We start from the raw sequence: 14,968 nt of genomic DNA on the forward strand, positions 1-14,968 counted from the left end.
CACATATTGAAAAAGTAGAACCAAAAACAATGCATAATTTAAGCCTGCGGCAGCAAAACGTTATCGAACTTATTCAGCATCAGGAATATTGCACAATTGAAGAGCTTTCGGCTTACTTTAATGTCACGACACAAACCATTCGGCGTGATATCAACGAACTTTGTGCGTTAGGTCTGGCAAGACGTCATCACGGTGGCGTCAGTTTACCCACAACATTAACGAACCGAAGCTTTGCCTCTCGCAGCGCAACGAATTTGAGTGAAAAACAGATTATTGCAAAACAAGTGGTTGAGTTAATACCGGACGGCTGTACTTTGTTTCTTGGCATTGGCACCACCATAGCCGCCATCGCGGAAAAGTTAGGTAATCAGAAAGAGCTAAGAGTTGTGACCAATAACTTCCAGGCTGCTCATATATTGTCTCAGTACGACCATATAGAGACTTGGATACCAGGCGGTCGACTGAGAACCAACGATGGTGATGTTGTGGGTGACAGTATCGGTCATTTCTTTGGCCAATTTTCCGCGGATATCGGGATAGTGAGTTGTGCGTCGGTGAGTCTCGCATCCAGTGTCTCATTGAGCGCCGACATTTCACCACTAGAGTTAAAACAAGAAGAGTACGCCATGGAACATCAGCTTCGTGAAGCCTCTGTCAGCCAAGCGATTATTGCCGGCTCGCAGCAAAAATGGCTAGTGGCTAACAGTACTAAATGGCAACGGAAGGCCGGAGCCCGCGTTGCGCCACTTAGCTATTTTGACCGTATATTCGGTTCGGCTTCAGGAGTAAGTTAAGCCACTTGACCTGATGTCAAAGGCTCTGGCGGAAATCGCTCATAGATAGCTCTAAACTTATCGATGTTATCCATTAACATTTGCACAATGATAGGGTCAAACAAGCTTCCTGCTTCTTGGCGAATATAGTTTTGAGTATCGTCCATTGTCCAAGCGTGCTTATAGCTACGCTTGCTCAATAAGGCGTCAAACACGTCTGCGATAGTGATGATGCGAGCTTCGAGTGGAATGTCATTCCCCATAATTTTGCAAGGATAACCATTGCCATCGAATCGTTCGTGGTGGCAGTAAATAATATTCTTAAGAAATGCGACCTCCGCGCTGGAGGCGGTCATGACATCAATGTTGTTCAACACTTCATCAATAATATCGACACCATAATCGACGTGTTTATCCATGATGGCTTTTTCTTCAGGGGTGTAACGATGAGGGCTAAACAAAATATGGTCAGGAATACGATATTTGCCGATATCATGAAAAGGGGAATAGAGCTCAATCCATTGAATAAAACGGTGATCGACAGGTAACTTTACTGCTAATAATTCGGCCAGCAGCTTGCTGTAAAGGCTCATACGTTGCAGATGGTCCGCAGTTTCGGGGTCGCGTTTATGACTAATGCGAAGTGCCAATTGCAACGCCTGCAAAAACATTTGATGTTTGTACCTATCATGACAAAGTAAGCTTGTGATCACCTCTTTTACAAACAATAAGTCCGCATGCAGCTCGCCGTCGCTAAAATAGTCGGCTTTAGTAGCATTAAAGAAAAGCACCGCCCCATGGCGCTCATCTATTTTTAATCCCATCGTGAAGCTACTTCGGTGTCCTAGTTTCCTTAGCCGCTCATTTCTCGTGTTTGGGCTAAGCTCGTTGAGGTCTGCAACTACGCGAATTTCTTGATTATCTATGATTTTTGTCAGTGGTTGGCAATGCTCTGCATGGATTGAAATGACATCGAAGTAATCGCTGGTGTCTTGATGGTCAATGACATGGAAGTTTTCGAGATGGTCGTGACTGGTAACGGACACACACAATCTCGACAGAAAAGGGTGTTTTTTTCTGAGGCTTTTGAAGAGCTCATCAATGCCGTTTCGACAACTTAACGCTCGGTTGGTGCTGGCAATACAATCAATATAATCCATACGTTTCTTATCATTAGTTTTTATATGGTTATTGTAATAGTAGCTACTACTAGGAGACTTCTTCAAGTGACGGATTTCACGATTGAAAGTGTAAAGGAGTGAATATGCGCCTAGTGGCAATGATCTGTGATCACGCTATCAAGTTGAATCTTTGAGCGTAGAAAACGTTTGCTTCGAGTAATTTGACAAATTATTATCCAAACAAAAGTTTGAACAACCGGACAAATGTTTATGACTGAGCGTGAGCAGCAGATTTTAGAGTTAATCAAACAAGACCCAATGATAGCCCAGCATACTCTTGCGGATATGTTGGATTTAAGTCGAAGTGCCGTTGCAGGCCACATAATGAACCTGACTAAAAAAGGCTTCATTGAGGGCAAAGGTTATGTCATTGCTCCAGAACGATTCAGCGCTGTCATAGGCGGTGCCAATATGGATCTTTGTGGCCGTTCAAGTTCTGATTTGGTGATGGGGGATTCTAACCCTGGTGTACTAACTTCAGGAGCTGGAGGTGTTGCACGTAACATTGCTGATAACTTGTCTCGACTAGGCAGTAAGGTGCAGTTTATTGGTGCAATCGGTGATGATCTTTGGGGCGAGCAGCTGTTAGATTCTTGCCGAAACGCAGGCGTTGGTGTTGACCATTGTTTAACCGTTCCAGGTAAAGCGACCAGCACTTATTTGTCGATTCACGACCAGAGCGGTGAGCTTCAGCTTGCACTAAACGATATGGCGTTAATTGATGAGCTTAATGTTGAGCAACTTTCTAAACGCGCTGCAGTATTTAATCGCTCATCGGCCATTGTGCTCGACGCAAACTTAAGTGAGTCGGCACTGGATTATTTATTCCACGCGCATGCGGATAAAGCTATTTTTGTTGACCCTGTGTCATCAGTTAAAGCAGGAAAAATAACGCCTTATTTGGAATATGTGCACACCTTAAAACCAAACCTTTCTGAAGCCGAACTTTTGGCGGATTGTAAGATTGAGCATCCGGATCAGTTGCCAGACGTTGCTAACAAATTGCACGCATTGGGTGTTAAGCGTCTGCTAATCAGCCTTGGTAAAGAGGGCGCCTATTCGAGTGTTGAGGGTCAAGGTGAGTTTATTCCGGCTTCGAAAACACTAGTAAACAATGTCACCGGAGCGGGTGATGCGCTGATGGCGGGTCTTGCTCATGGTTATCTACAAAACTGGGATTGGCAGCAGAGCGTGGAGTTTGCACTTGGTGCAGCCCGATTAGCACTCCAATCCAGTTCAACAATTAATTCAATTATGTCTGAAAAGGCAGTCTCTCGTTTAATAGAGGAATCAACATGTTAGAGAAGTATCTAGATATTCAACCTGAAGTTGCGCAAGCATTGGCTGAAAACAAACCTGTCGTGGCACTGGAATCAACGATCATTTCTCACGGTATGCCTTATCCACGCAATGTAGAGACCGCGCTTTTAGTTGAAGAAACAATCCGTGAATCAGGCGCTATTCCAGCGACTATTGCTATCATAAAAGGCCGCCTAAAAGTTGGTTTAGATAAAGAACAGATCGAATATTTGGGTAAAGCCGGTACTAGCGTGACCAAAGTCAGCCGCCGTGACATTCCTTTTATGGTGGCAGGCGAAAAAGACGGTGCGACAACAGTAGCAGCGACAATGATTTTGGCAGAAATGGCAGGGATTCGTGTATTTGCTACAGGTGGCATCGGTGGTGTTCATCGTGGTGCTCAAGAAACATTTGATATCTCTGCTGACCTTCAAGAGCTTGCAAATACAGATGTTGCTGTAGTGTGTGCAGGCGCGAAGTCAATTCTAGACTTAGCACTTACTCGTGAATACTTGGAAACGCAAGGTGTACCTGTTATTGGTTATCAAACCGATAGTCTGCCAGCGTTCTATACCCGTGAAAGTGAGCATGGCATCGACTACCGCCTAGACTCAGCAAAAGAGATCGCGATTGCACTGAAAGCGAAGTGGGAGATGAAACTTGCTGGTGGTGCAGTGATTGCCAACCCAATCCCTGTAGAATACGCGATGCCAGTGGAAACTATCAATTCTGCGATCGAACAAGCGTTGGCAGAAGCGGATGAGCAAGGTATCGCTGGTAAAGAATCGACACCATTCTTGTTAGCTCGAGTTTGTGAACTAACAGGTGGGAACAGCCTTGATTCAAACATTCAGTTGGTCTTAAACAATGCTCGTCTTGGTGCCGCTATTGCTAAGTCGTATTGTGAAGCTTAATAGTTTCTAGCTTCGTCTCTATATTCAAGCCCCGCCCTAGTTAGGCTCATTTGCTAGGGTGGGACTTTTTGATCTTGGGAAAACGCTGTTTCTCATTTTACAGATGTTAATATTGCAAATTTAGTTATTGGCATATGCTAATTATAGGAGTAATTTAAGCACCATTGTTCAAATGGAGGAACTCTTATGATCGTTGCTATCCCATTCAATAATGATTCTATATCGTCTCATTTCGCCAAAGCACCTCAAATTTTGTTGGTTGATACTTCGAAAAATAGTCAGCATAGGTTGACCTTACCTGACGCTTCTCAAGGTGGCTGCGGGAACAAAAAACACTGGCTCGACATCATCAAACAATATGACGTAGAGACCGTCGTGGTTCGAAATATAGGCAAAAAAATGCTTGGAGCTTTGTTCAATTCGGGCGTCAATGTCAGGTCTGCACCTGTCAGAACACATATTGACGATATCGACTTTGATACCCTAAATAAGGTGGAATCACTTGATTATGGCCGGGTGAATAAGCCAAAACACAATACTTGCTGTTCTGGCCACGAACCGAAACGAAATAAACTCGCGCCTAGTACGGTCCATCATATTAAAATGAATCTCAAATCGATTAAGTGACGGGGTAACATTATGGAAGTACTGTTCGCTATTATTGCGTTTTTGGCGGCAATTGCGTTAATGGCTATTGGTGTGATGTTTAAGCGAAAAGCCATTCAAGGTAGTTGTGGTGGACTTGCGAGTGCTGGCATCGATGGCGAATGTGACTGCAAAGATAAGTGTGCGACAACTCATAAAACCTTGTATCAAATACAAGAGCCTAGAAAGCACTAATCTTTAACGGGTTCTTATTCAATAACGAGTGCTTGACCGTTAATTAGGCAAGTCGCGACTTTCAAACGGGCAGACTTTACTATGTTGGCAAAAGTCTGCCTCGATACTTGCATCTCTTTCGCTGCATCAATCTGGTTCATACCATTGAGATCTGCCAGCCTTAATGCCTCTAATTCATCGGGTAACAATGCTATCTTATCGAGCTCAGAAAGTGGTACACCATTAGGTTTGAAACATTCAAAGGGAGCACGGCCGCAGATACGACGCTGTTTTTTAGGCCTAGCCATTGTTTACATCCTACTTAGTCTTTGCAGTGGCGATTTTAATACCACAGGCATCATATACAACATCATTAATCGCATCACATGATTTATCGCAACAAATGCGGGTTCCAAACCCAATAATAGAGCTACTGCGGTCATCGCTTCAACGCTGCCAGGTACCCAAGCAAGCAATAACACTTCCCAATCTGTGCTGGTCAAGTAACTAAATATCAGGGCGTAGACTACGGTTACGGTGACGCCCAGCGCAGTTACAATAAATCCAGCTCTAGAATATTCAACGGCGTCTTTTAATGATGTAGGAGCCAAACGGGTGCCAATTAGCACGCCTAGAATTGCTGTTGCAAACATAATAAATAGCTCAGGTACTACCAAATGAAGTGACGAAAATTGAGCGTTAAACATCGCAGCAACAATCAGATTGGTTAACAGGTAAGGGGCTGGGATACCGATCTTTCCAACGATCTTACCAAACACAAAACTCAGCACAGTAAGCAGAATAAGATAAGGGATTTGTGCTAATGAAACCGTTTGGCTGAGCTGAGACGTTCCTTCCTCGGTTGTTGCAACAATTCCCGCCAAGACAACTAGCAGAAGTAAGCGGATTGAATGCGAAAAGATGATTTTGGGAGATGGTTTTTCTTGTTCTTCACTGATTACCAGAATTGCTGCCATTGCTCCGGGAATAGCGCCAAGTAAGGACTCAAAAGGCGTCCATTTTTCTTGCTTATAGAGCCAGAAAAAGTTGACGGTGGTTTGTGACAACATGCATAGAATCAAGCCCATAAATAAAGGCAGTGAAAAAGAGTCAATAAGTTCACTTGTATGCACAGTGATACCAATACTCAGGCCAAGAATAATCTGAATCGTAGTGAGGATCGCACTGGGTAATCTTACGTCTGTTTTGGTTAAACGCAGATACATTACAACAAAGAGAGCCGCGGAAAATAGCTCACCGAGCGGTATCGGTAACACACCGCCAAGAAGTGCCCCGATAAGTCCTACCAAGATGGTTTTTAATACTTCCATGTACAACATGCCGGTTAAATGAATTCACACGATTGTACGCGATTTCAGGAATTCAAGACATCGATTTACAGAATTTGATGCTACTCAGATTTGCAATATATCCAAACTAAACAATACTTTATTGATAATAATAACAGTGGTTGGACTGAGATGAGTAAGGTAGAGCAAAGTACAGAGCCGTTTACGGTGTTGGTCGTCGATGACACACCAGAAAACCTAGATGTACTGAACGGGATTCTAACAGATTCCTATAAAGTAAAGGTTGCGATTAGCGGCAGAATTGCTCTGAAAATTGCGCAAAAAGTCCCCAGGCCAGACATTGTTTTGCTTGATGTAATGATGCCAGAAATGGATGGCTATCAAGTGTGCGAGCAGCTCAAAGCAAATCCTTTAACCAGTGATATTCCTGTGATATTTGTGACGGCAAAAGGTGAAGTTTCTGATGAAACAAAAGGGTTTGAGCTTGGTGCTGTGGATTACATTATCAAACCCGTTAGTCCTCCTATCGTGAGAGCACGTGTTGCAACACATTTATCACTTCATCATCAAAAACGACAGCTTGAGAAGCTAGTTCAGAAACGCACCCAAGTCATCAAAGATACTCAAAGAGAAATTATTAGCTGTTTGGGAAGAGCGGCGGAATTTAAAGATAACGAAACCGGAATGCACGTTGTACGAATGAGTCATTACAGCCGAATGTTAGCGACGCACATTGGCGCTGATCCTAAATGGGTCGAGTTATTGTTTGAAGCGGCACCTATGCACGATATTGGCAAAATTGGCATTGCTGATGATGTGTTATTGAAGCCTGAAAAACTAGACGAACATGAATGGAAAGAGATGCAGCGGCATGTGGAATATGGTGTCGCAATTCTGGGTCCATACCGGTCACCATTGTTGGATTTAGCGAAAGAGATAGCTCAATGCCATCATGAGAAATGGGATGGTAGCGGTTATCCGTCAGGACTTTCTGGAGAGAATATTCCTCTTAGCGCAAGAATCGTTGCTATAGCTGACGTGTTTGATGCGTTAACTAGCGAACGCCCCTACAAACAAGCATGGAAGACTGAGGACGCCTTCGAATACCTTCGGCAAGAATCAGGTTCTCATTTTCAGCCAGACTTAGTTGCGGCTTTTGTTGGTATGGAGCCGGAGATAGAACAAATCAAACGCACATTTGCTGATTAACTTTGCTAGTCACTATTACAGGATGTAACCACCAAACATGAATTCTGAAAGCGTTAAACATTCCATCGTAACTTCAAATAAAATTGCAGCTGGCTTTCTCGTGGTGTTAGTACTGCTCCTCAGTGTCGGCTTAGCAGCGTGGTTCAGCTTAGACAAGTTGTTTCGTTCTGTCGATCGGTATGAAGGTGCGGGGCAGCTGCTTCTTACATTAGATAGAGCAAGACTGCATGAGCTTTCCTTTACCCGAGACTTATCGGAGAGAGAATCGGAAGTCGCGCTTTCTCATATGACAGAAGCATTGAAACTGTCAGAAACGTTTCATTTAGAAAGGCATGAAGATAGTTCAGGGACCAAAGAACTAGTCCGTCAAATTAATCAATATCGAGCAGATTTTCAAAGATACGTGGCGTTGTCTTGGGAGTCGGTCGAAAAAAGAGAACAGATGGTTGAGGCGGCTCAACGAGCGAGTTCTATCGCCGATTCTCTTCATAGCTTACAGATAAAATATATTGAGAAAGATAAGCGCTTGGTGGATAGCTTGCGCCAATCAATGAGTGATATTTCCCGTAACTCAACGGCCTCTTTCCAGCTTTCCGTTGCTGTCGAATCGGCACGCAACCATGCGAAGGACTTTTTAGTATCAGGTAATTTAAAGGAATATCACCTTAGCAAAGGAGAATTGAAGAAAATATCGCGCTATTTGGATTTTTTGGAAGATCGAATCAAAGACACTCGTAGTCGGGAGTTATTGGTTGAGTTGGAGCAACTAGAGCGCGCTTATTATGAGAATTTGACTGTGTTTCGAAGTGATAAGGTTAAGAAAGGAATTCGACTAGATGACCCCGCTTTGGCAGATTTAAGTCGTGTTGCGTTCGACCTAGCACAATCTGCGTTGGACCTACGGAATAACGAGACCTTGGTGTTTGAGCGAGCTCAGTCAAAAGTAGCGGCCATTCAAAATTTGATGGCTCGACGACTGGACCTATCGAAGAGTGTGACTGAATTAATACAAGAATTAGACAGTGCTAGGCAAACCGATAGAGATTTTTCGCTGGCCTTGTCTTCCGAAGCAAAAACCATTCATGCTCAAAATGTGGTGATGGTTTTAGAAAGGGGACTGCAAACCACCTCCATACTGCGTGGTTCATTAATAGAGTTAGATGAAAAAGTGCTGTTTGAGGAACTTGAACCGGCAATTAAAAATTACCTTGAGCGATTTGGAGAATTGCGAATAGTGTCGAGTCATATAGGTACTATCGCACAGCAGATGGTGGATTCCGCTATTGATATCGACGGTGCCATTCTGGATATAAGAAATCGCCGATTTAATGAGATGTCTGAAGCTAGGGGCCTTGCGAATATGACAACCTATGGCGGCATTTTGTTTGCTTTGGCCATTCTTCTTCTTGCTTATCTGATTCGAAAATCACAGCGTGAGCTTCATATCGTCACCGAAGAGTTGGAAGAAAGTAATATCCAAACTCAAAATGCAAGCCAGGCAAAATCCGACTTCTTGGCCAATATGAGTCATGAGATTCGCACACCGATGAATGCCATTATTGGTATGAGTCACCTTGCTTTAGAGACCAAACTTGATAACAAACAGCGTCATTACATCAGCAAGGTTAATAGCTCCGCTCAAGCCTTGTTAGGTATCATTAATGATATTCTTGATTTCTCGAAGATCGAAGCAGGAAAAGTAGAAATTGAATCAATTAATTTCTCTTTAGACAGTGTGTTGGAGGAGGTGATTAGCCTGATTGATGACAGTGCTAAACAGAAAAAGCTATCACTTATTATTGATGTCGCTTCGGATGTGCCCGACCAACTCATCGGCGACCCATTGCGAATTAAACAAGTGTTAACGAACTTGACTTCCAATGCTGTGAAATTTACTGAGACAGGTGAAGTACGCGTTAAGGTATCGACTGTGATGATGAGGGAGCGAGAGTGCAAAATTAATTTCGCGGTTAAAGATACGGGTATTGGAATGACTCGCGAGCAGATAGACTCACTATTCCAGTCATTTTCTCAAGCAGACTCATCCACGACTCGCAAATATGGTGGGACGGGGTTGGGTCTTTCCATTACCAAAAATCTAGTTGAGCTAATGGGAGGTAAAGTCAGTGTTGAGAGTCGGTTAGGCGAAGGTGCTCGCTTTAGCTTTTCACTGGTATTAGGTGTTTCAGAGAGTAACGCAACGGTGTTTTATCCAGCTCAGTTGCGGAGTCAGAAATTAGCATTGATAGATAGCTCGAAAGAATCAGAACAAGTGGTGCTAAGTCAGCTGGAAAGAATCCAATGCAAGGTGGACAGCTATCGCGATTTAGAGCAACTCGAGTCAGCGCTTAATCAAGGGAAAACTATTCCCAATGTTGTTCTTTATGGGTGGCGAAATGAAGTGTCCGATAACATAGAAACGATCTTGTCCATGCGAGAACGTGCGCCCCAAGTCTTAACCGCAAAACTGATCATTCTGTGCTCTGATTCTCGACAAGATATCATTGAAGCGTTAGAAGAGACTGATATTCAAGTCGCTAGTGTTTTGGAAAAGCCGTTTACTGCATCGACATTGCACGATGCTTTGATTGCAGCTGCATTGAATGAGTCGCCACGTGTAGGCCATTATCGAAGCCATAGCGAAGAACTAAAGCGAGCACTAGCATCATTACAAGGCGCTAAAGTTCTATTGGTGGAAGATAATACGATCAATCAGGAGGTAGCAAGAGAGTTACTGCAATCGAAAGGACTTTCCGTTGATGTGGTGGAAAACGGACAAGAGGCAGTGACCTCCTTGCGAACGGAAATCTATGATGGGGTACTGATGGACTGTCAAATGCCGATCATGGACGGTTATGAAGCCACGAGGAATATTCGAAAAGAACTTGGTCTAGTTGAGCTTCCTGTAATAGCTATGACAGCTAGTGTGATGGTCGATGATAAAGAAAAGGCGTTGGCGTGTGGAATGAATGATGTGATTGGTAAGCCGATTATTCTTGAAGAAATGTTCCAAGTGATGGCCAAATGGATTCAGCCAAGCAAACAGTCTTTAGTTGATCATCTCGATATTGAAAGAGTGGCTGGATCTGAAATAGGACTGCGCTTAGCTGGTGGTAATGAGGCACTGCATCAAAAACTCATTCAACGATTTATCGAACAATACTCCGGAATGAGAATAGGTACTTCAGAAGAGCAAACCAGCGAAGCTACAATGTTTGAGGTTCATACTTTAAAAGGTGCTGCTGGCAACTTGGGGTTGGCTGATATTGCTGAAATTTGTGACCAAATAGAAAGGCAGCTAAAGCAAGGCGGTTCGGTTGAACAAGAAGTTACAATGCTCAACACTCAACTTGAACGTACAGTTGAGAGCTTAATCCAAAGCACTTTATCAATGAGTGTCCCTGAACCCCAAGAGTTCGAGATTCCATTTAGCGAACCGCAACTGCAGCGAATTAATGAGTTGATTGTTCTGTCAGAGGACTTTGATATGCAAGTATCAGAGTTATTGAGCGATGTTGATTATTTGTCTCAAGCCGGACTCGCGGAGGAAGTAATTAATGATTTAAAAGTGGCGCTCGGACATTATGACTTTGAGAAGATGAGCGCTATCCTTCAAGCTTACAAAGCGTCATTAGGTGGAAAATAAAAGGATAAGCTATTAAAGGGCTGCTCGACCTTTCTTAGTCGGGAATCTGCTATACTCGGCGTTTTTTGAAGGTAAGTAAGGTAGTTCATGAACTTTAAAGCAGCAGTTTTCGATATGGATGGATTGCTTCTCGATACAGAAAATGTCTGTAAAGGCATTTTTGAAAAGGCATGCCAAACGCTCGGTGTACCTTTCTTAGAGCAGAGCTATTTATCTATTATTGGATGCAATTCAAAGACCATTCATAGCAAACTCGGTGAGGCGTATCAGGATATTATTGATTACAAGGTAATTAATGATGAGTGGCGAAAAAGCTATGATTCGGTTGTGTTCCATCAAGCTATTCCGAAAAAGCATGGTGTAATTGAACTACTGGATTTCTTGAAATCAAAAAATATTCCTCTCGCTGTGGCGACATCGACTCACCGAAATGTCGCTGAAGCTAAACTGAAATTGGCAGGCTTAGATAAGTACTTCGACTGTTTAGCAACGGGTTGTGAGGTGACTAGAGGCAAGCCTGACCCAGAGATTTATCATTTGGCGGCGCAAAGACTTGGGGTTGAATCAGAGACATGTTTAGCATTTGAAGATTCGAACAACGGCGTCAAAGCTGCTGTTGCGGCCTCTATGCATACTTACCAAATTCCCGATCTCGTCTCGCCTTGTGAAGATGTGAAAGCTCTGAATGCGAAAACTAGAACTTCGTTATTTGAGGTATACCGTGAACTTTCAGATAGTTATACTATTAAGTAGATTTTAAAAGAACTCGAACTGGAGTGATGTTTTGAAGCAAACCCAACGCCACAGACAAATACTTGCCATGCTTTCAGAAAAGGGCTTTTTGAACACTGAAGAGTTCGTGGATGTGTTTGGCGTAAGCCCACAAACCATTCGCCGAGATTTAAATGATTTGGCGAAGCAAGGGCTTGTCACTCGTCATCACGGGGGCGCATCGCTTCACTCTAGTACTGAAAACGAAGCCTACTCTTCACGTAAAGTGCGGTATCAAGACGAAAAAAACCGCATTGCCAACGAACTGGTAAAGCGTATACCAAACTCATCCTCTTTGTTTATTGACATCGGCACGACAACAGAAGCGGTAGCGACGGCACTGCTTGAGCATAAAGATCTTAAGATTGTTACCAACAATATTAACGTTGCCAACATATTACGAGTCAAAGATGACTTCACAGTGATCGTTGCTGGTGGACAGATTCGTAATAAAGACGGCGGTATTATCGGAGAGGCGGCGAAAGAGTTCATAGAGCAGTTCCGACTCGATTACGGCATCATCGGTATCTCTGGTATACACGAAGATGGCAGTCTTCTCGATTTTGATTTTTCTGAAGTTCGTATTGCGCAAGCGATAATTGCTTGTTCAGGGCAAACTATACTTGCGGCAGATAGCACCAAAATTAACCGAGGTGCTATGGTCAACCTTGGTCATATTTCTCAAGTAGATGCATTTTACACTGACGCGATGCCCCCTCAAGAATTAGTAGATATTCTTGAACATAATGAGGTAGATTTGCAGGTGTGTTAAACACACCTGCCGTACATTTTCAGTACTTCTACTGGTACCTCTCAACGCTCAGTTCTGCTAGTTCTAGACGACCATCTGAAGCCATTAACTCGGTTAGAATATCCGCCGAACCACATGCCATCGTCCAGCCTAAGGTTCCGTGCCCTGTATTGGTGTAAAGGTTTTTGATCGGCGTCTTGCCAATAATCGGAGTACCATCTGGGGTCATTGGTCTAAACCCGCTCCAGTATTCCGCTTGAGTAAGGTCTGCGCCCTTAGGAAAGAGGTTGCTGACGACATGATTGAGTGTGGCAAGTCTCTTGTCAGGAAGTGTTGCATCAAACCCTGCGAGCTCCGCTGTTCCAGCGACGCGGATGCGCTCATCAAATCGAGTCACCGCGACTTTGTAGGTTTCGTCCATAATGGTAGAGGTAGGTGCTTGCTCATCATCGATCACCGGAAGTGTTAATGAATAGCCTTTTACCGGATAGATCGGTAGGTCAATGCCAAGAGGCGCTAACAAAGATTTGGAGTAGCTTCCTAGTGCGACGACGAATCTATCACCTGTTATTGTGCCTTGTGGCGTGTTAACCCCCCTGATGCACTGCTTATCAACCTTTAGTTCATTGATATTGGTATCAAATAGGAACTTGACACCTGCTTGCTCCGCCAAGGTTTGTAGTTGCTGGCAAAACAAATAGCAGTCACCGGTCTCATCATCCGGTAGATAAAGGCCGCCGACTAGTTTACCGTTCATATTTTCTAGTCCAGGCTCTTGTTGTAAGCACTGCTGTCTATCGAGTAGTTGAAACTGAGTACCACTTTCTCTGAGTAGCGCCATATCTTTTTCTACAGAATTCAATTGCTCGTGTTTACGAAAAATCTGCAGTGTACCTTGCCTCCGTCCTTGATATTGCAGTTGGTATTGTCTATTAAGCTGGGCTAAACAGTCTCTACTGCGATTAGCAATGGTCAACATGCGAGCTTTATTGGTTTTGTAATGACTAAGTTGGCAATTCAACATCATCTGGCTCGCCCAGTGAATCAGTTCAGGGCTTAAGCTAGGCTTTATTTTTAACGGTGCGTGCTGCTCAAAAAGCCATTTGAGTGCTTTTGTGGGAATTCCTGGTGCTGCCCATGGAGAGGAGTAGCCGTAGGAAATTTGTCCCGCATTGGCGAAGCTTGTCTCTTCTGCAGCTCTGGATTGACGGTCGACGACAGTCACCTCAAAGCCAGCTTGAGACAGATACCATGCACTGGTTAATCCAATGACTCCACTTCCTAATACGACGACTTTCACATTCAACTCTCACATTTTTTATTTTCAGCAATAATGAACGGTTTACATCTGATTAACAATCGATATAAATTGACAATGGATTTTAGTAAAACTAAAGGCTGGGTATGAAATCTGCTGTACTTCATGGTATCAATCTAATTTGTATCGTCGCGCGCCACACCAGCATTACCAGTGCGGCAAAGGAGTTGAATTTGACGGTCGGTGCGGTGAGTCAGCAACTACATCAGATTGAACAACGCTTAGGTTTTACTGTATTTGAACGCCATGCTCGGGGAATTCGGCTTACCGAACGTGGCAACAAACTGGTAGAAGCGGCGGGTCATCATCTATTGTCCATTGAAGAAGCGGTGTTTCAACTAACACGGGTGTCTGAGCGCAAACAGATACGATTAAAACTCACCCCGTCGTTTGCCTTTAAGTGGTTAGTGCCTCGATTGGAGGACTTCTATCGCCGTTATCCCGATGTTCAGATACACACTTTCGCTGAAGGCGCACTTGTTGATAGTGACAGCCGCGATTTTGATGTTGCGATAGATTATGGACCGATACCTTATAAACGCTCCGATGCAGAATTACTGTTAGAAGAATCACTGATTCCGGTAATGAGTCATGACTACTGGCAGCGTCACCCTGATTTGGCAACCAGCAATAGAGCGTGGGAACAAGTGACACTATTGCATGATCTTATGCCGTGGGAAGGTGCACCTAAAGATTATGAATGGCTGTACTGGGCATCTCAACAGAGTCTGGATTTTGACACTAACCAAGGGCATTTCTTCAATCGTACAGATATGGCGATGTCGGCTGCCGAGGCTGGAGTTGGTATTGCTCTGGCTCGGACAGCCTTACTAGGAGAAGAAGTCGCGCAAGGGAGGCTAGTTGCACCATTTGATAAGATGGCGGCGAATGCCGGATATTTTGTCATCACCCATACTGACAATCCTTATACGCGACTGTTTAAGAGTTGGCTGCAAGAACAAGTACAGTAAAGTGAG

General features: G+C 43.8%; 14 protein-coding genes. 10 read left to right on the forward strand and 4 right to left on the reverse strand.

Features of this window, described 5'->3' with window-relative positions; genetic code table 11:
* Positions 1-29 precede the first annotated feature (29 nt).
* Entirely contained in the window at positions 30-794 is a 765-nt protein-coding gene (locus tag VME0621_RS16995; RefSeq protein WP_062460253.1) for a DeoR/GlpR family DNA-binding transcription regulator, read from the forward strand.
* Here VME0621_RS16995 and VME0621_RS17000 read toward each other — a convergent pair.
* Complete coding sequence (locus VME0621_RS17000; protein ID WP_006072246.1) at positions 791-1,933, reverse strand: HD-GYP domain-containing protein; 1,143 nt, start codon at positions 1,931-1,933, stop codon at positions 791-793. The genes VME0621_RS16995 and VME0621_RS17000 overlap by 4 nt on opposite strands.
* Positions 1,934-2,164: 231 nt before the next feature.
* Between VME0621_RS17000 and VME0621_RS17005 the strand changes: the two genes are divergently transcribed.
* From VME0621_RS17005 to nqrM, 4 genes are all read left to right on the forward strand, one after another.
* Positions 2,165-3,256, forward strand: a complete 1,092-nt coding sequence (locus VME0621_RS17005; protein WP_062460255.1) for a PfkB family carbohydrate kinase — start codon at positions 2,165-2,167, stop codon at positions 3,254-3,256.
* Positions 3,250-4,167: a pseudouridine-5'-phosphate glycosidase gene (locus VME0621_RS17010; RefSeq protein ID WP_038228244.1), complete on the forward strand. Its 918-nt coding sequence runs from the start codon at positions 3,250-3,252 to the stop codon at positions 4,165-4,167. Before VME0621_RS17005 ends, VME0621_RS17010 begins: the two co-directional genes overlap by 7 nt.
* 186 nt (positions 4,168-4,353) lie before the next feature.
* The gene (locus VME0621_RS17015; RefSeq protein ID WP_062459999.1) at positions 4,354-4,794 is read left to right on the forward strand and encodes a NifB/NifX family molybdenum-iron cluster-binding protein; all 441 of its coding nucleotides are present in this window, start codon (positions 4,354-4,356) and stop codon (positions 4,792-4,794) included.
* A gap of 12 nt (positions 4,795-4,806) precedes the next feature.
* Positions 4,807-5,007 (forward strand): (Na+)-NQR maturation NqrM, encoded by a 201-nt coding sequence (gene nqrM, locus VME0621_RS17020; RefSeq protein ID WP_006072254.1) that lies wholly within the window; start codon positions 4,807-4,809, stop codon positions 5,005-5,007.
* 14 nt (positions 5,008-5,021) lie between these two features.
* Here nqrM and VME0621_RS26670 read toward each other — a convergent pair whose 3' ends face one another.
* Together VME0621_RS26670 and VME0621_RS17030 are read right to left on the reverse strand one after the other, a co-directional pair.
* Positions 5,022-5,294, reverse strand: a complete 273-nt coding sequence (locus VME0621_RS26670) for a DUF134 domain-containing protein (protein WP_062460000.1) — start codon at positions 5,292-5,294, stop codon at positions 5,022-5,024.
* A gap of 3 nt (positions 5,295-5,297) precedes the next feature.
* Positions 5,298-6,317 carry an AbrB family transcriptional regulator gene (locus VME0621_RS17030; protein ID WP_062460003.1) on the reverse strand — a complete coding sequence of 340 codons (1,020 nt, stop codon included), beginning with the start codon at positions 6,315-6,317 and terminating at the stop codon, positions 5,298-5,300.
* 150 nt (positions 6,318-6,467) lie between these two features.
* Here VME0621_RS17030 and VME0621_RS17035 point away from each other — a divergent pair, with 150 nt between their 5' ends.
* The 4 genes from VME0621_RS17035 (at position 6,468) to VME0621_RS17050 (ending at position 12,694) form a co-directional block, all read left to right on the forward strand.
* Positions 6,468-7,505 (forward strand): HD-GYP domain-containing protein, encoded by a 1,038-nt coding sequence (locus VME0621_RS17035; protein WP_062460005.1) that lies wholly within the window; start codon positions 6,468-6,470, stop codon positions 7,503-7,505.
* 37 nt (positions 7,506-7,542) lie between these two features.
* Positions 7,543-11,151, forward strand: coding sequence for an ATP-binding protein (locus tag VME0621_RS17040; RefSeq protein WP_062460007.1), 3,609 nt, complete (start codon positions 7,543-7,545; stop codon positions 11,149-11,151).
* An 87-nt stretch (positions 11,152-11,238) separates the two neighbouring features.
* Complete coding sequence (locus VME0621_RS17045; RefSeq protein WP_006072262.1) at positions 11,239-11,904, forward strand: HAD family hydrolase; 666 nt, start codon at positions 11,239-11,241, stop codon at positions 11,902-11,904.
* Positions 11,905-11,935: 31 nt separating this feature from the next.
* A complete protein-coding gene (locus VME0621_RS17050; RefSeq protein ID WP_038222536.1) occupies positions 11,936-12,694 on the forward strand; it encodes a DeoR/GlpR family transcriptional regulator in 759 nt (252 codons plus the stop codon).
* A 28-nt stretch (positions 12,695-12,722) separates the two neighbouring features.
* On the opposite strand, the gene VME0621_RS17055 is transcribed toward VME0621_RS17050, so the two are convergent.
* Positions 12,723-13,973: a D-amino acid dehydrogenase gene (locus VME0621_RS17055; protein WP_062460009.1), complete on the reverse strand. Its 1,251-nt coding sequence runs from the start codon at positions 13,971-13,973 to the stop codon at positions 12,723-12,725.
* A gap of 104 nt (positions 13,974-14,077) precedes the next feature.
* On the opposite strand from VME0621_RS17055, the gene VME0621_RS17060 reads away from it, so the two are divergent.
* Complete coding sequence (locus VME0621_RS17060; protein WP_062460011.1) at positions 14,078-14,962, forward strand: LysR substrate-binding domain-containing protein; 885 nt, start codon at positions 14,078-14,080, stop codon at positions 14,960-14,962.
* The last annotated feature ends 6 nt before the right edge of the window (positions 14,963-14,968 follow it).

It is taken from the genome of Vibrio mediterranei, assembly GCF_900088415.1.
GTDB lineage: Bacteria > Pseudomonadota > Gammaproteobacteria > Enterobacterales > Vibrionaceae > Vibrio > Vibrio mediterranei.